General features: G+C 45.4%; 22 protein-coding genes. 1 reads left to right on the forward strand and 21 read right to left on the reverse strand.

Features of this window, described 5'->3' with window-relative positions; translation table 11 throughout:
* Positions 1-67: 67 nt before the first annotated feature.
* The 19 genes from hydG to VEHSUH05_RS08560 form a co-directional block, all read right to left on the reverse strand.
* Positions 68-1,486, reverse strand: coding sequence for a [FeFe] hydrogenase H-cluster radical SAM maturase HydG (gene hydG / locus VEHSUH05_RS08470; protein ID WP_105091307.1), 1,419 nt, complete (start codon positions 1,484-1,486; stop codon positions 68-70).
* Positions 1,487-1,778: 292 nt separating this feature from the next.
* Positions 1,779-2,063 (reverse strand): 50S ribosomal protein L27, encoded by a 285-nt coding sequence (gene rpmA / locus VEHSUH05_RS08475; RefSeq protein WP_004696430.1) that lies wholly within the window; start codon positions 2,061-2,063, stop codon positions 1,779-1,781.
* 12 nt (positions 2,064-2,075) lie between these two features.
* Complete coding sequence (locus VEHSUH05_RS08480) at positions 2,076-2,390, reverse strand: ribosomal-processing cysteine protease Prp (RefSeq protein WP_038115659.1); 315 nt, start codon at positions 2,388-2,390, stop codon at positions 2,076-2,078.
* A 2-nt stretch (positions 2,391-2,392) separates the two neighbouring features.
* A complete protein-coding gene (gene rplU, locus VEHSUH05_RS08485) occupies positions 2,393-2,704 on the reverse strand; it encodes a 50S ribosomal protein L21 (RefSeq protein WP_038115663.1) in 312 nt (103 codons plus the stop codon).
* Between the two features lie 201 nt (positions 2,705-2,905).
* The gene (locus VEHSUH05_RS08490; protein ID WP_095066216.1) at positions 2,906-3,472 is read right to left on the reverse strand and encodes a manganese efflux pump MntP; all 567 of its coding nucleotides are present in this window, start codon (positions 3,470-3,472) and stop codon (positions 2,906-2,908) included.
* 27 nt (positions 3,473-3,499) lie between these two features.
* Positions 3,500-4,927, reverse strand: a complete 1,428-nt coding sequence (locus tag VEHSUH05_RS08495; RefSeq protein WP_105091308.1) for an Rne/Rng family ribonuclease — start codon at positions 4,925-4,927, stop codon at positions 3,500-3,502.
* Positions 4,928-5,023: 96 nt separating this feature from the next.
* Positions 5,024-5,719 carry a TIGR03936 family radical SAM-associated protein gene (locus VEHSUH05_RS08500; RefSeq protein ID WP_054673744.1) on the reverse strand — a complete coding sequence of 232 codons (696 nt, stop codon included), beginning with the start codon at positions 5,717-5,719 and terminating at the stop codon, positions 5,024-5,026.
* Positions 5,691-7,574, reverse strand: coding sequence for a TIGR03960 family B12-binding radical SAM protein (locus VEHSUH05_RS08505; RefSeq protein ID WP_105091309.1), 1,884 nt, complete (start codon positions 7,572-7,574; stop codon positions 5,691-5,693). Before VEHSUH05_RS08505 ends, VEHSUH05_RS08500 begins: the two co-directional genes overlap by 29 nt.
* A gap of 29 nt (positions 7,575-7,603) precedes the next feature.
* The gene (gene rodA, locus VEHSUH05_RS08510; RefSeq protein WP_105091310.1) at positions 7,604-8,707 is read right to left on the reverse strand and encodes a rod shape-determining protein RodA; all 1,104 of its coding nucleotides are present in this window, start codon (positions 8,705-8,707) and stop codon (positions 7,604-7,606) included.
* Positions 8,708-8,715: 8 nt separating this feature from the next.
* A complete protein-coding gene (locus VEHSUH05_RS08515) occupies positions 8,716-9,639 on the reverse strand; it encodes a P-loop NTPase (protein ID WP_105091311.1) in 924 nt (307 codons plus the stop codon).
* 1 nt (position 9,640) lies between these two features.
* Entirely contained in the window at positions 9,641-11,536 is a 1,896-nt protein-coding gene (gene mrdA, locus VEHSUH05_RS08520; RefSeq protein WP_105091312.1) for a penicillin-binding protein 2, read from the reverse strand.
* 15 nt (positions 11,537-11,551) lie between these two features.
* Entirely contained in the window at positions 11,552-12,043 is a 492-nt protein-coding gene (gene mreD / locus VEHSUH05_RS08525; RefSeq protein ID WP_105091313.1) for a rod shape-determining protein MreD, read from the reverse strand.
* Positions 12,040-12,957 (reverse strand): rod shape-determining protein MreC, encoded by a 918-nt coding sequence (gene mreC, locus VEHSUH05_RS08530; protein WP_054673752.1) that lies wholly within the window; start codon positions 12,955-12,957, stop codon positions 12,040-12,042. Before mreC ends, mreD begins: the two co-directional genes overlap by 4 nt.
* 1 nt (position 12,958) lies before the next feature.
* Entirely contained in the window at positions 12,959-13,996 is a 1,038-nt protein-coding gene (mreB, locus tag VEHSUH05_RS08535) for a rod shape-determining protein (RefSeq protein ID WP_105091314.1), read from the reverse strand.
* A 161-nt stretch (positions 13,997-14,157) separates the two neighbouring features.
* Complete coding sequence (radC, locus tag VEHSUH05_RS08540) at positions 14,158-14,856, reverse strand: RadC family protein (RefSeq protein ID WP_054673753.1); 699 nt, start codon at positions 14,854-14,856, stop codon at positions 14,158-14,160.
* Positions 14,857-14,889: 33 nt separating this feature from the next.
* Positions 14,890-15,456 carry a Maf family protein gene (locus tag VEHSUH05_RS08545; RefSeq protein ID WP_105091315.1) on the reverse strand — a complete coding sequence of 189 codons (567 nt, stop codon included), beginning with the start codon at positions 15,454-15,456 and terminating at the stop codon, positions 14,890-14,892.
* Between the two features lie 27 nt (positions 15,457-15,483).
* Positions 15,484-16,086 (reverse strand): hypothetical protein, encoded by a 603-nt coding sequence (locus VEHSUH05_RS08550; RefSeq protein ID WP_054673755.1) that lies wholly within the window; start codon positions 16,084-16,086, stop codon positions 15,484-15,486.
* 153 nt (positions 16,087-16,239) lie between these two features.
* Positions 16,240-17,445, reverse strand: a complete 1,206-nt coding sequence (locus VEHSUH05_RS08555; protein ID WP_095066229.1) for an acetate/propionate family kinase — start codon at positions 17,443-17,445, stop codon at positions 16,240-16,242.
* 3 nt (positions 17,446-17,448) lie between these two features.
* Positions 17,449-18,012 carry a hypothetical protein gene (locus VEHSUH05_RS08560; RefSeq protein ID WP_054673758.1) on the reverse strand — a complete coding sequence of 188 codons (564 nt, stop codon included), beginning with the start codon at positions 18,010-18,012 and terminating at the stop codon, positions 17,449-17,451.
* Positions 18,013-18,149: 137 nt separating this feature from the next.
* On the opposite strand from VEHSUH05_RS08560, the gene VEHSUH05_RS08565 reads away from it, so the two are divergent.
* The gene (locus VEHSUH05_RS08565; protein ID WP_105091316.1) at positions 18,150-19,346 is read left to right on the forward strand and encodes a tRNA(Met) cytidine acetate ligase; all 1,197 of its coding nucleotides are present in this window, start codon (positions 18,150-18,152) and stop codon (positions 19,344-19,346) included.
* A gap of 112 nt (positions 19,347-19,458) precedes the next feature.
* On the opposite strand, the gene pyrR is transcribed toward VEHSUH05_RS08565, so the two are convergent.
* On the reverse strand, positions 19,459-19,980 hold the full coding sequence (pyrR, locus tag VEHSUH05_RS08570; protein WP_105091317.1) for a bifunctional pyr operon transcriptional regulator/uracil phosphoribosyltransferase PyrR: 522 nt from the start codon (positions 19,978-19,980) through the stop codon (positions 19,459-19,461).
* 152 nt (positions 19,981-20,132) lie between these two features.
* Positions 20,133-21,056, reverse strand: a complete 924-nt coding sequence (locus VEHSUH05_RS08575; RefSeq protein WP_095066232.1) for an RluA family pseudouridine synthase — start codon at positions 21,054-21,056, stop codon at positions 20,133-20,135.
* Positions 21,057-21,059: the final 3 nt, after the last annotated feature.

Here is a 21,059-nt window from a genome sequence, read left to right on the forward strand (position 1 = left end):
TGATAAGTTCTTCTCAACAAAAAAGAATCTCCCATTATCAATAGGAGATTCTATATCAGTGAGCCACTTAGAACCGGAAGTCCCGTTCGCCATCCTTCATCTGTGCAATATACGCTTTTGCTTTGTCTTTAACTAAGTCATTTTTAATATTTTCCAACTGGCTTTCAATAACCTTGGCCCCATGAGTCTTAGTCTTTTCGTTACCATAATCCATAATGTATTCATTCAACGTCATTAACGCATTCGGCTGACAGCAATTATGAATTTGTCCGGATTTAGCCAATGCCATAAAACGATCCCCTGTACGACCAGCGCGATAACATGCGGTGCAGAAACTAGGCACATAGCCGAGATCCAGAAGCCAATCCACGATTTCATCCAATGTACGCGTATCACTACGGTCGAATTGAGCGGAGTTATCCTCCGGTTTTTCTTCTTCTTTGTATCCGCCTACACTGGTACGGGATCCGCCGCTGATTTGCGAAATCCCCAATGCCAATCCCCGTTCACGCATTTCCTGCGTTTCCCGCGTGGACATGATCATACCCGTATACGGCGTGGATACGCGAATGAGAGCGACGATTTTTTCAAAAATATCATCCGGCACGGCATTGCTGAAATCATCTACATCGATATCGTCAGCCGGACAAATACGAGGTACTGAAATTGTATGTGGACCTACCCCGAATACCGCTTCCAAATGCTCCGCATGCATCAAGAGTCCTACGAAGTCGTATTTATAATGCTCCAAGCCGTAAAGAACACCGATGCCTACATCATCGATTCCGCCCTGCATGGCACGGTCCATCGCTTCCGTATGGTATGCATAATCGCTTTTAGGCCCTGTCGGATGCAACGCTTCATAGTTCTCCTTATTGTACGTCTCTTGAAACAATGTATACGTCCCGATGCCGACATCATGCAGTTTTTTATAATTCTCTACGGAACATGCCGCAATATTGACATTAACCCGGCGAATCTCACCATTTTTATTCTTGATGCTGTAAATGGTTTTAATGGACTCCAGAATATATTCGAGAGGATTATTGAGAGGGTCTTCACCGGACTCGATAACGATACGTTTGTGCCCCATCGCTTCTAAGGCGATAACCTCTTCCTTAATCTGTTCCTGCGTCAATTTTTTTCGTTTAATGTCGCGATTTTTGGAATGATACGGACAATAAACGCAGCCATTGATACAATAGTTGGACAAATACAATGGAGCAAATAAAACGATACGATCCCCATAAATACTTTTCTTAATCTCTTTAGCTAAAGCAAACAGCTTTTCCTTATATTCAGGCAAAGGACATTCTAACAGCACCGCTGCTTCTCGATGATTTAACCCCTTGAACGTTGCAGCCTTTGCTAAAATCTCATCCAACAACTCCCGATTTTCCTTATTTTCCTCTGCATAAGCAAGAGTATCAAGAATTTCCTGATGGGAAATAAATTCCTCCGCCTTTGGAGATTTTACATCATACATAGTACTTACCTCAAATCTTTCCAGTGGCCACGCCACCCCTCTTTAGGTTTATGAAAGTATATGACAACCAGTTCTCTGGTATTTCACTGATACTTTACATAGTATACCACTATTCCTACTAAAATGCATTGGAATTTCGCACATATAAAAAGATTGTCCCTTTAATCAGGCATGCAACCTCTTTATATGTAAGCCATTTAAAAGCATATCAATTTACCATACACGATATGCAAAAATACCATACAAAAAATCCCCAGCGGATTAACCGCTAGGGATCTAAGGTCTTGTAAAATTAAGCTTCTACAGGGTATACACTAACTTTACGGTTATAACGACCGGCACGTTCAAAAGCCACTTTACCAGGCACAAGTGCAAATAAAGTGTCATCTTTACCGATGCCTACGTTAGTACCAGGATGAAAATGAGTACCACGTTGACGAACGATGATGTTACCGCTCTTTACGATGGAACCGTCATGGCATTTAACACCAAGGCGTTTAGATTCACTGTCACGACCGTTACGAGTACTGGACACACCTTTTTTATGTGCGAACAATTGCAAATCAAAAGTAAACATTAAGTTCACCTCCTATATTTCGTGTATTTGGACAAACTCCGGATACTGACGACTGATTTCCTCGAAGCCGAGGATCATAGTCTCCAAAATATCCTGTCCACTCCGGTTAATCGTACCGGAGAGAACCATATCACATCGACCTTCGCTATTGGTATACTCCCCTTCTTGCTTGGCAATACGGGTCAAACCTAACATCGCCGTCGCCGATAAGGCAGACAATGCGGCGCATACAATATCGAAGCCATGCTCATCATATCCTGCATGACCGGACATGTGACATCCAGTTACCTGACCGTCACTATTCCGCTGGATTCCGATGGAAACCATAATTAAGCTTGGATAGATTCAATACGAACTTTTGTGAACGGTTGGCGATGGCCTTGGCGGCGACGGTAATTGGATTTAGCTTTGTATTTGAAAACTAAGATCTTTTTACCTTTACCTTGCTCAAGCACCGTACCTGTAACCTTTGCACCGTTTACAAGAGGAGCGCCAACTTTAACGTCACCGTCATTCACTACAGTCAAAACTTCTTCGAATGTAACGGAATCGTTAGCAGCTGCTTCCAATTTTTCGATAGTAATTACATCGCCTTCAGCAACGCGATATTGCTTACCACCGGTTTTAATAATTGCGTACATGAGAACACCTCCTTGTTATCGAACTCGCTGAATACGGTATCCCGACCCGGAGCCGGGCGTTTAAACCTACTTCATGCGGATTGCAAAGTTCAGAAAACCGAACTAATACTGATATAGTATACCTTGTTTCACCCCTGTTGTCAAACGAAAATCAAGGTTATTCCGCTGTATTTGATACTTTCACAGATAGACTCGTTCACATCAACCGATGAGACCCAAATGCTGTAATAAAATCTTAGTCCCGATGAGGATCAATACACCTCCGCCGAGAATATCCGCGTATTTACCGACAAAGCGGCCCATAAATTTCCCTAAGTATATACCGATTAAGGAGATACCAAATGTAATCAGTCCTATAATAGCCGAAGCTTCCCATACATTGATAGGCAAAAATGCAAATGTAAGCCCTACCGCCATCGCATCGAGACTCGTGGCGACGGAGAGCATGAGCATTTCCCATGCACCGAGAAGCGGTTTATCATCGTCATCAGTCTCATCCCCCAAGCCGTCGCGAATCATGGCGATGCCTAAATAACCGAGCAGCCCGAAGATAATCCAATGATCCCAATCAGAAATAATATCTATGAACTGACGACCGATGAGCCACCCGATAACAGGCATAATAAACTGAAACAGGCCAAATAAAAAGGCTAATGTAATTTTACGACCATTAGATCCGCCAGGGATAGTCAACCCCTTTCCGATGGACACGCCAAATGCGTCCATCGCGAGACCTATACTGATTAATACGATTTCAATTAACGACACACTACCACCTATTAATATACTACATACTTACTCGGACACGGCCATCAACGAATATCCTTCGCGACTGATATTGGGGTTCACCACAACGGAAATCTTGCGTCCTATAGACTCACCCAGATCTGCCAAAACATGTTTTGACAAATATTGTGCCACTTCTGGATGAACTTCGATTTCTAAATCGGTCTTAATGCGGCCCGACTTAAACAGTTCCCGTATACGCCGAATGATTTGCATATATACGGTGCGTCCGGACAACATATAGCCTGTTCCGCCGCACTGAGGGCACGTATCAAACATCAGGGTCTGTAACCCCTGACGGGCCCGCTTCCGCGTCATTTCAACAAGGCCTAACGAGCTGATGCCGCACACAACGGTCTTCATCTTGTCCAGTTTAGCCTGCGACGCCAACAGATTTAATAATTCCTGCTGATGCTCTTTATCCTTCATATCGATAAAATCGACTACAATAATTCCGCCGATATCACGCAAGCGCAATTGACGGCAGATTTCTTTTGCCGCCTCTTTATTCACTGTAAAAGCCAGATCCTCCAGCTTATTGGACCGACCCGTATAATGTGCGGAGTTCACGTCAAACACGGTAAGGGCCTCCGTGTGATCGATACGGATAGAGCCGCCGGACGGCAAATCGATATCGCGAGAGATAAGATTTTCCAATCGAGGTTCAATGTGATTCGCCTTGAAAATAGGCGTGCTGTCCCGATGACGCGTAACCTTTATAGATTGTGACGTCGGACCATGTCCCAGTAAATCTGTTAAGCGAGATTCGGCCATATCGGAGTCGACGATGATTTCCTCTACATTACGATGGGCGTAATCCCTCACGAGGCGGAACCAAAAGTCCGCATCGCTGTACAGGTCCGTACCGCTCTTGGCAACTTTAAAACGCTTTAATATGTGCTGCCATGTACGCCATAAGTAGTCCATATCATGAACAATTTCCTCGGCATTCGCCTTAGCCGCCGCCGTGCGGATGATAAATCCGCAGCTGTCCTGCACATAGGGCTTCGCCAGTTCCTGCAATTGACTGCGTACGGCTTCATCGGTGATTTTCTTTGAAATATGTATGCCTTCCGAATATGGCAGCAACACCATAAAGCGGCCTGCAAGGCTCACATCGGCCGTAACACGAGCTCCTTTTCCGAGCATTTCTTCCTTCACCACTTGTACCAGAATTTGCTGTCCCACGGATAACCGGGGTAGGATCTTCTGTTCCTTACCCTGCTGCAGATTCAGATATGCATTCTGAGAGCCGCCGATATCAACAAAAGCGGCCTGCATGCCGGGCAATATATTTTTTACGGTCCCCTTGTACATATGATTTGCTATATGAGTTTCATCGAAGCGTTCCAATGCAAAGTCTACCAGCTGCCCCTCTTCGTCCACAACGGCCATGCGCACCTCTTCGCGCATCACATTAACCAGAATTTTATGCATCTTATCCCTCCTTTCATCTTGTTATATTATTCTTTTTCTTCAAAACATGATCTAAAAACTATTTATATAAAAACTATACGCCCAACGTCCAAAGATTTAATAGTTAATCTCCAACGGCGTAAAGCGCCCCTCATCATTTTCCACCATGATTGCTCTTCTATGGATTTCATATCCCGTCGTAATAGGCCAGTTAAATTGATCCTTACCGAGGTTCCACACCTCACTCGGCTTGATAGTCCCTTCCGGATATATGCCGATGCCCATGCGCAAAGTTACCTGATCACCGTTCATCACGGCCGTAATCGGTTCTTTCACAAAATGTTTCACATCGATAGTACGGGTTTTCTTCGGCGTCACCTTTTCATAAGAAATATCAGCGGCCTCGTTAAAAGGCTTGAGCAATGTATCCCAATCCGCATACACATCCGTTACAGGACCCGTAACTTCATAAACGGCGTAATTACAGATAGCCATCATCTTCTTGACCTTGTCAGGCATTTCTTTACCGTCCAATACCTCAAGGCCCGGAGGCGCCACAAGGTTTAATCGTTCCATAATTGATTTCAGACTGTCATCCTCAAGCACATCCATGTCGATGTATTCCGCTGCAGCGGTCACACCTAATGCCAGAGCGGAGGAAAAACTGATTTTCATATGCGGGTTAAACCCTTCCGAATAGGCCATCTTGATTTCGGCACGGCGAATCATGCGCTCAACGGCCTGAGCATAATCGAGATGTGACAAGAATCGTAATTCTTCACCTTTATGTAAGGCCAAACGTAACTTTTTCAACTCTGCCACCCTCCTTATAGTCAATAATCGCCGTATTTAATTCAGGACATACATTACAGCCTCTGCACGGAGCACGACGACAATCGCCTGTCAACTTCGCATCCACCGCCTGTTCCCATTCACGCTTCAAGAACGCCTTGCTCACGGTGGAGTCGAGATGGTCCCACGGCAAAGGTTCATCAAAATCACGGGTGCGACGCGCATAGTATGCCGGATCAAGACCGCAGTTTTCGAAGGCTTTCAACCATGTTTCATAATTGAAAAATTCCGTCCATCCATCAAATTTACAGCCTAATTTCCACGCCTCCACGAGGACGCCGGACAGTCGCCTATCTCCGCGGGCAAATGCGGCCTCCATATAACCGGTATAACCGTCATGGTAATGATAGGAGATATTGCGATTATTGATGAGAGATTTCAGATAGCGCTGCTTGCGATGAATTTCCTCCACATCCTGCTGTCCATACCACTGATACGGCGAATGCGTCTTCGGCACGAAGAAGGAAACGCTGACCGTTACGGAACCGTTGCGTCTTCCCGTAATATCGCGATGCAGATCAAGGACCTTGTACGCAAGATTGGCGATGCCCGCTAAATCTTCATCAGTTTCAGTAGGCAGTCCCATCATGAAATACAGTTTAACCGTATTCCAGCCGGACTTGAAAGCATTCGTACAGGCCGCCAGCAGATCTTCCTCACTGACGCCTTTATTGATAACATCGCGCATGCGCTGCGTACCCGCTTCCGGTGCAAAGGTGAGGCCGCTCTTGCGGACCTGCTGCACCTTTTTGGCGATATCTATGGAAAAACTGTCGATACGCAACGACGGTAAGCTGACGCTCACCTGTTTATCCTTAAACTCCTCCATGAGCATATCCACGAGTTCCGGCAGCTTAGAATAATCGGCAGAACTCAAACTCATCAGGGAAATTTCATTATAGCCTGTGTTGGCAATCGTTTCCTTTGCGATTTCCAGTAACCGCTCCGGCGTTTTTTCACGTACAGGCCGATACAGCATCCCCGCCTGGCAGAAACGACAACCGCGCGTACAACCGCGGAACAGTTCCAGTACAGCTCGGTCATGAACGATATCGAGGAACGGTACCACCGGTTTCGTCGGATAAAATACGTGTTCCACATCTTCGATAATCCGTTTTTCAATCGTTGCGGGCACGTCATCAAAGCGCGGTGTAATCGACTTAAAATCACCGGATTCCGTATATTCCACCTCATACAATGCGGGACAATATGTACCGGGAATTTTTGCAACCTTTCTGAGGAATGCCTCCTTACCGCCAGGAAAGCCCTTCGCTTTTTCGGACTTATAGAGGTCAATAAATTCATCGCTCCACTCTTCCGATTCACCTAACGAGACAATATCAAAGAAATCTGCCAACGGTTCCACGTTAAAAGCACAGGGGCCTCCCGTAACAAGCAACGGAAAATCCATGTCACGATCTTTGGCATACATAGGAATTCCCGCCAGATCCAACATATTAAGAATATTGGTGAAGCTCATTTCATATTGAAGTGTAAATCCTAACACATCAAAATCCCTAATCGGTGTCCGCGTCTCCAATGAAAATAGAGGAATATTACGCTTGCGCATTTCTTCCTCCATATCATGCCACGGAGCGAATACACGCTCCGCTACGGCGTCTTCACGACGATTTACGAGACCGTATAAAATTTTTATTCCCAAATGGCTCATGGCCACTTCGTAAACATCAGGAAATGCCAGCGCCATGGTTACAGCTACCGTACTGTGATCTTTCACGGTACTGTTATATTCACCGCCCGTATATCGAGCCGGCTTCTGTACGTGCTGCAGCCATGACGTATCTAATTCAATCATACATCCTCCGGCTGAAAGCCTTCTTTCAATTAAAATATATATTTAGTTCGCTGCATGGAGATATTCAACAACAAACCTATACTCAACATATTGGTGGTCAGCGCACTGACACCATAACTTAGGAACGGTAAAGGAATACCCGTTACAGGCATAATGCCGATGGTCATTCCCACGTTGACGAGAACTTCAAAGCTCAACATAGCTCCGATGCCCGTCGCCAGTAACATTCCAAATGTATCATTGCAGGTATACGCGATGCGTATACTGCGATAAATGAGCATGAATAATAACGCTAAAACAATGATACATCCTACAAACCCGAATTCCTCACCGATAACGGAAAAAATAAAATCCGTGTGATTTTCCGGCAGGAAGTTCAATTGACTTTGGGTCCCGTTAAAGACACCCTTGCCTAAAATCATGCCGGACCCGATGGCGATCTTCGATTGAATTATATGATAACCGGATCCGAAGGGATCTATATCGGGATTCAAAAACACGAGAATGCGCTGTTTTTGGTAATCTTTCAGAACAAACCAGACCAAAGGCAGCAACAGTACACCTAATCCGACGATAATTTGAATGAGTCGAGCTCGAATCCCCGCAATAAAAAGCATGCCTCCGAAAATAGCGATATATACGAGTGATGTTCCCAAGTCAGGTTGTAAGAATACGAGGAAAATAGGAATCCCTACATATATCACGGGAACCAGCAGCGATTTAAAGGTATTTAAATGATTAATACGAGACTCCAACATCTTTGCCATACAAATAATCATGAGTAATTTAGAAAATTCCGACGGCTGCAAGGTTATAGGCCCGATTTGAATCCACCGCTGCGCGCCTAACGCCGATGTACCGGCGATCATTACGGCCAATAGCATAATGAGCGTGAAAGCATAAATCATATTGCCCCAGTTTTTAAGGCGATGATAATCAAAAAACTGCATGCCTATAACTACAGCCACATTTACCACGAAAAAAAGCAGTTGCTTTACCACGAGACTGTTGAAACTGAGCGCCTCCTGATTGACATGGGTAGCACTGCCCACAGCGGTCAAGCCGATACTCACAAGCAGAACCGTACAAATTATGATTGTCCAGTCGCTATGAGTCCAAATTTTTTGCCACATCATATCACCTATTTAAGCTTAATTCGGCGCCACAAGCTTTGTTTGGCGTCTAAGACAAGACGCTGCGTAGTCCAACCGTTGCGATTAATATAGCGAACCGGCCTATTACCTTCAAAAAAGGTATTACCGGAGGATGCCAATGTCGACATAGGCGTGGACTCTTTAGCTCTTCTCCGTTTTTCAGCATATGCATTAAATCGGTCCAGTATATCCTGTTCATCCCAGGTATTTCCTGAAATAACATAATCCACCAAAGGTTTTAATAAATCGGCCGCATCCGTACGAAGCAGGTCAAATAATGTTCCATTCTGTGTATACCGCAAGACCTTTTCATCATACGGAATCATAGCCCCCACATATTCGGACCGGATCACATTCAACATATCGTACAGATTAATGTCCGCATCATCCGTAGACACCGCATTAAATACGACTACATGGTCCCGGATATTAGCTTCCTCACAAACCTGAATCATACGCGCTCCATTGCGCAACGACACCCATAACGGATGAGTCACTACAATGCACCGGTTCACCAAATCAAGAATCGACTCAATACCTTTACCGATACCGGCAGGCGCATCAATAAGGACATAATCATATCTATCAGCTAAATATTTAATGAGTTTCTTATACTTCTTTCGCCCCATATCCTCCCAGCGAAGCTTTTGACTGGCCGGCAGAAAATCCAGATTATCACCGATAGGTAATATGGCATCCTCTGCATATTCCTTATGTTCAATCACATCCAAAGCGTCATAAAACACTTCATCCGCCACGCCTAATACGAGATCCAAATCGCGTAATCCAAAATCTCCATCACAGAGCAGTACGCGATGCCCTGCATTACTTAAAGCCGCACCCAGACAAGCGGTAACGGTCGTTTTCCCAACCCCGCCTTTGCCGGATACGACACCGATGATTTCGCCCATATTATTCCTTTCTTGGTTGTATAGTATTTACAGTATTTGAACGGTTCTGTTCTTGAGACGTATTTTTCTTATTCCCATCATTAGATGTATTATTCAAATTTACATGAAAGTATGCCGCCAGTATATCGCGCACGATAGGCCCTGCAGAACCGGCACCGAAACTGCCTTGCTCAACAAGAGCCACCACGACGATACGCGGCTTATCATATGGTGCATAAGCAACAAACCAGCCATGGTCTCGACCATGAGCATTTTCCGCCGTCCCCGTTTTGCCCGCTACGTCCACAGGAAAACCTTTAAATAAGGCACCCGCCGTACCGCCTTCATTCGTAACATCCCGAAGGCCTTCGCGGATGAGATCCATAACATTTTTCTGAATCGGTAATACGCCCAATTTCTCCGGTCCAAAAACCTCCTTCGGCGTACCGTCCGAATTATCGATACGACTCACCACATACGGCCGATAGCGAATGCCGCCGTTTGCGACCTCGCTCATAACTACCGCCATCTGTAACGGAGTTACCAAGGTAAACGATTGTCCGATAGCGGCGTCGAAGGTTTCCCCCAAGTACCAGTCCTGGTCAAATACCTTCCGCTTATATTCCGGATTAGCCATATTACCGGCCGCTTCACCGACCAGATTAATGCCCGTTTTCTCACCTAAGCCGAAATAACGGGCATATTTATCAAGATTTTCAATACCGACGCGGTTGCCCATTTCATAGAAATACACATTATCCGATTTTGCAAGGGCATTATTAAAGTTCAGCCACCCCAGAGCCTCGCCTTCCGCATTGCGCTTATCGATGAGCCAATGGCGCCCGCTGTCAAAAATCATCTCATCCGGTGTAACCTTCTTCAGATCCAATGCGGCCGCACCCGTAATAATTTTGAAAGGAGACCCCGGCGGATATTCGCCGGATATAACCTTATTATCAAAAGGATGTTTCTTATCATTATTCAACTGATTCCATTGAGCGGATGTAATCCCTTTCGCAAACCAGTTCGGATTAAATTCCGGATTGCTTACCATAGCCAGTACGGCGCCCGTATTGGGGTCTAAGGCAACTACAGCAGCCCCCTGGGCCGGAATTCCCTGCGCCTGCAACTGTGCCAACTGGTTGGTTACGGCTTCTTCAGCGGCCTTCTGCAGATTCACATCAATAGTAAGGTGAATATTCGAACCCGGTACAGTATGCTTCCGATCGACCTCTGCAACAGGCCGACCCGTCGCATCGACCTCCAGCTGCTTTCCGCCATCGGTCCCGCGCAGGATATTATCGTACAGTTTTTCCAAACCCGAACGCCCCAAAATGGTACCGCTCGTAACGGAAGAATTCGGATCTTTAGCCTTCAATTCATCCAGTTCCTCTTCGCTGACCTCACCTACATAGCCAAACAGCTGGGCCGCCATCGTCTCATACGGATAATAGCGAAGCGGCTCTACATCAATGGTAACGCCCGGCAGTTCATGACGATGCTCTTCGATGGTGGTAACCACATCCATAGATATGTCGCTGGCGATTCTGATCGGTTCGTAACCGGATTTATGATCATTGACCTTCTTCTTAATCTCCTCAGGATTCTTATTGAGTAAAGCGGCTAATCTCGCCACTTCTCCATCATCAAGGGCCTTACCTGTAGGCATGATGGATATGGTATAGGCCGGTCTTGAGCCGACAAGAATCTGACCGTTTCGATCATACATCAAGCCCCGTGCGGCAGTCATGGGCACCATACGAAGTCTGTTTCCTTCCGCCTTAGCCTGATAATAGCCGCCCTCCAAAATCTGTAAATCCAGCAGTCGCAGCCCCAATATGATAAATATACCGGTTATGATATAAAAGAGTACATCAAAGCGACTCGTTTTTTTCCGTTTATAGAGGCCTTCAAGCACTCTTTCACCCCCTCATCACCAAATATAATCCTGCGGTTCCTCCTTAGGTCGCAAGAAAGCATGCAAAGCGGCCGCCATCAAAGCATTCCAAGGAAGAGTCGGAATGATCATATGCCACAAATATGACCAGAAATAAATGTCTCCGCCGCTGCCCCAAATCATAAAGAACCGAATCAGACCATCCAGGATTGTACAGATAGCTACAATACAGCTGGACCAGTACCAACGCTCTTCATACAGGCGATGCTTCACAAAAGACAATATATACACGACGATGACATAGGGAAACAAATGAAGTCCAAAAAAATTGGAAATCAGCACATCATGTACCACCCCGCCGATAACAGCGGATACAAGCCCCATGCGCCGCCCTTTAAAAAGCGTAATCATAACGACGGTCGTCAAAATGAGATTCGGCAGCCAGTTCGTATGAAATATAGCCGGCAACAGCTGAGCCTGAATAAAATATATTAAAAATCCACTTAACAGTAAGGCTAACCGGATCATGGTTTGATAGCCCCCTTTGCCCCTTCCACCTGATCGCGCTGGGTCTGAGGCACTAATTTAGTCTCTAAACCCGGCTTGGTAGGTGCACTCACAGATGACGAGGTAATGATGAATACTTCCTCTAAACGATGAAAATCCACGCTCGGATTTATGACCGCATTTTTAACAAATCCTTCCGAATCATTTTCTATGGACATCACATTGCCTACCGGCAATCCTTTCGGATAAATGCCGCCATAACCGGAGGTAACGAGCTTATCGCCTACCAGAACGTCTCCGTCGCGCGCAATATTGACCATCGTCGGCGTTCCCGGTGCATTACCGTTGCCTTTTACAACGCCCGACAATCGAGACTCCGGTCTCTGTACGAGAATACCGATGGCACTGCGCGGATCCAAAATCGTCTGAACCCGTGCCGAATGAGGATAGACATCGGTAATGAACCCTACGACACCGCTCGGTACAACAACGGCCATATTCACATCTATACCGTCCTCACTACCCTTATCAATGGTGAAAGTATTGGTCCACGTGCCATAATCCTTCGTAATGATTCCCGCCAAAGTCATGGTGAATTCGGAATGACTGCTTTTATAGTCAAGCAACTGTCGAAGGCGGATATTTTCCGCGACCACTTCATCATAATTGACCACCTTTTGCTCTAAATAGGCCTTGCGCGCAGCCTCCTCTTCACTTTCAGAGGTCGAATGTATAGCATCATCGATTACCGAAATACCTGTCTGTATGCCCGCCAGCATTCGAGCAGAACCATACGCAAACGGAGTGGTAATCCCCTCTAAGGTAACGGTTACAAAGGGAATACTGGTTCGCTGCTTCCATGCAAATCCCAATAAAGCCAAGAGAATACAGCTGATAACTACGACGATAATTAACTTGCGATCCGACTGTATCATACTAGTCCCGGCCCTTTCTATTTTTTGAATTTACAATAAAACGCGACACGCCTACTAAATCTGCTGTGGCGCCGTGCAATCCAGTAACAACCTTTTCTTCCGGTAATTCCGGCACATGAACGGGCACGCCCAATTCCGTTCCGACTCGTTGTGAAAGCCCCTCCAGCAGTGCGGTTCCTCCGGTAAGCCAAATTCCATATTGCATGATATCCGCTACGATTTCAGGCGCCGCCTGACGGATAGTCTGCTTGATTTCATCTAAAAGCCCTTGCAAAGAATCATTGATAACCTGATATACCTCGGATTGATGAATCACACAACGACGGCCCAAGCCGTTCATCATGTCACGGCCCTGAAAGACATATTCCGAATCCTCCAGCGGCGCAATAGCCGTCCCGATAGAATGTTTAAGATCCATAATGGTTTCATCCGATACCATGACGCCAAAGCACTGGCGGATATATCGCAACAATGCTGTATTGATATCTGAACCGCCGAAGCGAATCGTCTTGCTGCTCACGATGCCCCCCAGCGACATGATGCCGATATCCGTGGTGCCGCCACCGATATCTATCACCATGGAGCCGCGAGCGTCAAAAATCGGCAATCCGCAACCGATAGCGGCCGCTACAGGACGTTCAATGAGAAACACCTCTCGCGCCCCTGCTTGCATAACCGCATCCATCATGGCCCGTTGCTCTACGTCCGTCATGCCGCACGGTACGCCGACGAGAACACGGGACAAGCGCAACGTGTTGGAAACTTTATGGAGAAAGTACTTTAACATCGTATGCATAACACGATAATCGACGATAAAGCCGTCTTTCAGAGGCGTCAACGGCCTCCACATATCGGGCATACGTCGCACGATACGGTCCGCCTCATCCCCTACAGCTACGATTTTCTGCTGTTTTGCATCTGTAGCTACAATGGAAGGCTCACTGATGACAGACTCACGGGTTCCGCCCATTAAACGCGTCTGGATACTACCTATATCTATACTTACGTCTCTTCCCAGAGAAGGTAAAATGGAACTCATAATGCTTATTCTCCTTCATTACATCATCATTCCATTTTACCATATCAACAGCAGATTAGGGAAACACAAAACACCTATACAGAAGAATGATAAATCACTAAGTTAGAAGAAACACAAAACGCCTACACGGATGTGCAGGCGCTCTGAAAACATAACTTATCCTAGCTGAGTTTACCGATTTCGCTGAGGCTCGTAAATTCATTATCTCCGATAACAATATGATCCAGTACGGGAATCCCCATAAATTGACCGGCGCTGATAAATAATTTCGTCAGCCGTATATCATCATCGCTGGGCCGACTGTCGCCGGACGGATGATTGTGAATTAAAATAATCGCCGCCGCATTACAGGCAATTGCCTTACGGAATACGGTTCGCTGTTCTACAAGACTCGACGCCAGGCCTCCGTTAGAAATCTTCTCAAGCTGAATGAGTTTATTGCGCGACGTCAACATAGCAGCCCACACATGTTCCTCCTCCTCATGCCGAAGGCGTTCCATCACATATTGAGCAATGACGAAGGGCTGAGAAAAATCTTCGTACGTAGCCTTGATTTTCAATTCACCTAACCGCCGTCCCAGTTCCACTGCGGCACAAATGGTGACGGCCTTATCCGCTCCGATGCCTTTAATCTTCATCAGATTCTTTACGGTCATGCGGTTCAATCCGTAAATACCGTCATCAAAGGACTCCACAATATCGTGAGCCAATGTAAGAGCCGACTGCCCTTTCACGCCGGACCGCAATAAAATAGCTAATAATTCCTCAATATCCATATGAGACGGTCCAAGAGTCAAAAACTTTTCTCGAGGCCGTTGAAAGGGTAACATATCCTTAACACTTACCGTTGGTACTTCCATAAACTCTCTCCATTCTCACAGATAATACCTACCTTATTTCGCGCCAAGCATCTCGCATAATACATCATATACCTGCTCTACAGGCAGACCGACTACATTCGTATATGAACCTTCAATCTTTTCCACCCACAGAGCGCCCTTCCCCTGAATGCCGTAGGCACCGGCCTTATCCATGGGCTCCCCACTGGCAATATAGGATTCAATTTCAAAAGGGGCTAGACTTTTAAAATACACCTTTGTCTCATTGTGAAAGACCCGTTCTTTTCCCTTCAACAGCAATGCCACACCGGTTATGACGGAGTGAACTCTCCCCGACAGGCGTTGCAACATGAGGCGCGCCTCATCCTCACTGTGAGGCTTGCCCAGTACATCGCCATCGAGAACGACAATTGTGTCCGCTCCGAGCACAAAGCCGTCACCGGGAACACCGACTGCACAACGGGCCTTGCCAAGGGCCTGCGCTTTTACCATCTCGGTAAGATTCTCATAGCCCTCATTAGGTTCCTCATAAGTACTGGATACCACAATGTGATCGATACCGACCTGCGTCAACAATTCCGTTCTTCGCGGCGATCGGCTCGCTAAATATAATTCTGCCATACAGACCTCTCTATAACGCTGTTTTAATTACTCTTCAGGTGCGATTAATTTTTTATAATATTCCTGTACGTCTTCGCCATGCTTAACCGCATCAGCCCGTACAGTCGCATAAAAAACAACATCCTCCTGCGGCACCCGCACTCGACCGTCCACATATTCGCTTAATATCTCAAAAAATCGGTCATCCGCCTTGAGCAGAAGCCGTCCATATTGTACCTTTTTACCATTTACGATAGAGTACACCAATGACCAGATCGGGCGAGGATCCGAAGTGGAGCATTTTCTATATTTATAGCGATACCTCAAGTTCGTCAATAACTCCCGTTCAAATTTGAACACACCGTCAATCATATCGTACTCCACTTCAAAATGGCGTTTTCTGAAAATAGACGATTCATCTATAATCAGTTTGGAATCCGTCAAAATATATGTATATCGGCTGATCGCCTGCTTAACCATAACGATAATGGCTGCAATTTCAATAAAATACTCCGCTATCAGAACCGTGTGCAAATTAATACTGCGATATGTGGTATATACCATGGCACACACTAATAGAAAAACAAAAAATGTTACCAGTAACTCCGCACTTTTAGCACGCTGTGACCGCTCTTCATATAAAACTTTCATAGTTAACCCCTTATATATAAATCAATATCGTCTGACTATAGATACTATTATAAGGTATTCTATGTATAAAAACTACAAAAAACCCGTCTATATCAAAGATATAAACGGGTTTTTATTGACACTAATAGTCACCTAGTTCAGATGCGAACTATATTATTTTTTCAATGCCGCCGTAATACGTTGAGTATCACGGGCAATCATGATTTCTTCGTTTGTAGGAATTACAAAGATTTTTACCTTCGAACCTTCAGCGCTGATTTCCTGCTCTTTGCCGCGAACATTATTGCGTTCAGAATCAATACGAGTACCCAAATATTCCAAACCGTTACAGATTGCATCGCGGTTACCGATACCGTTTTCACCGATACCTGCAGTAAAGATGATAGCATCTACACCGCCCATAACAGCAGCAAAGGCACCGATTACACGACGAACTTTGTAATGGAACATATTCAATGCCAATTGTGCACGTTTATTGCCGTTAGCAGCCGCTTCTTCGATAACGCGGAAGTCATTGGACACACCGGAAATCCCCAATACACCGGATTCTTTATTCATAACTCTATCGATTTCTTCATAGGTCATACCTGTTTTTTCCATCAAGAACGGAACGATAGCAGGGTCAATATCACCTGTACGCGTACCCATGATCAAGCCGGACAATGGAGTGAAGCCCATTGTAGTGTCGATGGAACGGCCGCCTTTAATGGCAGCCACGGAGGAACCGTTCCCCAAGTGACATGTGATGATACGAAGATCAGTCATATGTTTACCCATTAATTCCGCACAACGTTGTGCCACATATTTATGTGATGTACCGTGGAAGCCGTAACGACGGATGCCGTAATCTTCATAATAAGAGTAAGGAAGCGCATACATATATGCTTCTTTTGGCATCGTTTGATGGAATGCCGTATCGAATACAGCAACTTGAGGTACATTCGGCATGATCGCTTCACAAGCTTCAATACCTTGAATGTTTGGCGGGTTATGCAATGGTGCTAGAGAAGCACATTCTTCCAACGCTTCCATAACTGCCGGTGTAATCAATACGGAATCCGCAAATTTTTCACCGCCGTGTACTACACGGTGACCTACAGCATCGATTTCATCCATGGAAGAAATAACACCATACTCAGCATCAACTAAAATATCTAGCAAAATGCGAAGCGCTTCTTTATGGTTTAAAATCGGTTCAACGCGTTCCAATTTGTCGGCATTAGGACGTTTATGAGTAAAAATAGCGTCTTGATCGCCAATTTTTTCAAATAGACCTTTTGCCAATTCCGTTTCAGTGCTCATATCAAGTAATTGATACTTTAAAGAAGAACTACCGCAGTTAACTACTAATACGTTCATCGATTAACCCTCTTTCTGTTGCGTAACTTGAATCTTATCTTTAATTTCTTTGCTGATATCAGCCCCTACCTGATCCTGAGAAGGATACTGGTAGACAATATTCCACAATACGTCATGATCCATGAATACGTATTGAGAAAAACTAAATGTTTGTCCCTGTGCCGAGTAAGTGACATCCAGCTTCTTCGCTGTCGCACCTTCCAGCTGTACGGACTCTTCCTTGATTGTGGCGCCTAAATTAGCAAATTCCGTCTTGCTGCGGTTGATCTGTTCATCCACCGTAGGCAAAGGCTTATTCACACCGGCACGCAATGCTTCAACCTCTATGACCATATGTTCCGTTACGGAACCGTAAATATCGATAGGGTATCCATCATCAGTCATATTTTTTGTGCTTTTACCCATTTCATAAGGCAGAGCGATTGTGATCTCAGACTGACCTGCGCGGATAACTTGATGACCAAAACTATAAGTATCCATCACATTTGTGGAGCCACAGCCGGCCATCGCCAATAGCGCAGCACCCAATAAGGCACCCCGTAATGTACGTTTCCATTGTTCTTTCATCATATACCTCACATCAATTCAGCATTTACAGTTAATTATAGCTTATCGAACAAATAAAATCTACACTAAACTTGCAGATTCCTCTATTTACAGTACCGCCTCCCTTTGCTACACTAACACTAATGAAAGGAGTCCCTATGAATACAATCGGCATCATCTGCGAATATAATCCGTTTCACAATGGACATGCGCATCAACTGCATATACTGGCAAAACAGTCACCGCAATCATTGCGCATCTGTATCATGAGCGGTGCCTTTGTTCAACGCGGTGAACCGGCTCTATTTTCAAAATTCGACCGTGCCCGCTGGGCCGTTTGTAACGGTGCCGATGTTGTCATCGAACTCCCTGCCCTATTTTCTCTCGGCAGTGCGCAATATTTTGCGACCGGTGCCATCCGCATGGTAAAAGCACTTGCTATCGATACTCTTTCATTCGGTACGGAAACGACGAATCTTGCCGCCTTTCAGAAGGCGGCACGATATATCGACTCCGAAAGCACACAAACAGCGCTGCGCACCTATATGCAAGAAGGTTTGTCCTACAGCTCGGCTCTGCGAAAAGCATTGATGCAATATCAAAATTCATCTATCGACGATATAATCAGTTCACCCAATGCCGTATTAGGCCTCGAATATATACGTGCGGCGCTCACTTACCATAACGACCTTCATTATCTTCCGATTTTACGAACCTCCGATCATCATGCACCGTCGGTAAATCAAAACCTCCCGTCCGGAACGGCTTTACGACGAGCTGTTACCGAAGGCGAATCCATTACAAGTTACATACCGGCGACTATATCCGGCGATATACGGCAACAGATTCAACAAGGGCATTACGTAGACTATACACGTTACGAAGACATGCTCCATACATTGAGTCGCCGCATGACACCGGAAGCACTCTCCGCCTTCGGCGACTTTAGCGAAGGCATTGAACCCCTCTGGTCCAGAGCAGCACTCCAACCGACGTGGAAAGAAAGTATTGATACAATAAAATCAAAACGCTATACCTATGCCCGTCTACAACGAATGGGCGCTTACCTTGCACTAGGGATAACTAAATCGTCACTTCATGAAAGCCAGAAACAAGGCCCGCAATACGCCCGCCTATTAGCATTCAACGACAGAGGACGCCAATGGCTACAACAGGAATATAACATTCCAATCATTCAAAAATGGGCCAAAGCGTCCGCCCTACTTTCAGATTTCGGACGAACAATGCATCACATCGATACGATCGCGACAGACATACAGAGTCTATGTTTCCGTAATCCGTCAATGCGTAAGGGGCATACGGACTACACGTACACACCGCAATATATCCGATAAATAATATATATATACCCAATTATATGACTATTAAATCAAAATAATACTAAATACAATTAACATTAAAAAATATTACCATAAACTATTATCTAAAAAGGGGGCACAATACAGGTTATTCCTGTATTGTGACCCCTTCTTCACCATCCAGTTCCTTTACGGCAACACGAACGCTTTCAAGATGAGATGTAGGAATATTTTTTCCCACATAATCAGCACGTATAGGTAATTCCCGATGGCCTCGATCGACGAGGACAGCCAACTGAATCGACCTAGGTCGCCCGGCCGTCATAAGCGCATTTAACGCGGCCCGTATGGTACGCCCCGTATACAACACATCATCTACGAGAATGATGGTTTTTTCCGTCGTATCAATGGTGCAGGGCTTCCCCTCCTTGCGTCGTGCATCTCGGTCGTCGCGATAAATTGCCACATTGAGAGACTCACAATCGATATGAACGCCTTCAATGCGTTCAATTTCCTCTTGCAAGCGCTTCGCCAAGATAACGCCACGGCGCTCGATACCTACAATAAGAGCATCAGACAGCCCCTTATTTCTCTCAAGAATCTCATGACTGATTCGACGGATGGCACGCATAATGGCATCCTGGTCCATCAATAACCGTTTCTTTTCCATACACAGCACCCCCACATTAACTAACTGCCATCTATTCTATAAAATTCATCTATTCTATCAAAATCATATTTCGCTATTAAAATTCTGCAGCCTGCTATTCATTATATAAAATATTTGAAAGTACATCTTAGCTGCACTTATATCTATTTCGACTATTTAAACTTACTTTCACGATAGGTCTTTGCAAATTCCAGGCAAGCCGCGAAATCTTCCGGCACAGGTGCCTCAAAATGCATGGGTGCACCGGTAATAGGATGTTTAATATCCAGAGTACGGGAATGTAACGCCTGTCCATTAATAGGAAAATCCATACGACGATACCCGTAAAACGGATCATTTACCACCGGATGCCCAATATGTGCAAAATGGACGCGAATCTGATGGGTCCGCCCCGTTTCCAAATTGCATTCCACCAAGGTCTGGTGACCATATCGCTCCAACACTCTAAAATGCGTCACCGCATCCTTACTGTTTTCAAACACAACGGCCATCTTCATACGATCCTTCGGATGTCGCCCTATGGGGGCTTTAATTGTCCCCTTCTCTTCCACAATATTCCCCTGCACCAAAGCCCAGTAAGTTCTCTTTGCAGAATGAGCTTTCACCTGTTCCGCCAAGCCAATATGGGCGGCATCATTTTTAGCAGCCATCATAACACCGGATGTATCTTTATCTAAACGATGTACGATACCCGGTCTGATTTCACCATTAATACCGGATAAATCTTTACAGTGAAAGAGTAACGCATTCACCAACGTGCCTGAATAATTACCTACGGCCGGATGAACCACCATCCCTCTCGGCTTGTTGATGATAATAATATCATGATCCTCATAAAGATAATCTACCGGAATATCTTCAGGCTTCACCTCAACAGATTCCGGCTCGGGTATTTCTACATATACCACGGCATCAGCTGAAAGACGTAAATTTGCTTTTCCAAGCTTATCACCTACCGTCACATGGCCGGATTTGATAAGGTTCTGAATATAACTGCGAGAACCTTCCAAGCGTTCCGTCAAAAATACATCTAATCGCATGCCTTCCTGTTCGGCAGTTACAATAAACTCGTTCATATA

It is taken from the genome of Veillonella denticariosi JCM 15641 (assembly GCF_002959855.1).
Classification (GTDB): domain Bacteria; phylum Bacillota; class Negativicutes; order Veillonellales; family Veillonellaceae; genus Veillonella; species Veillonella denticariosi.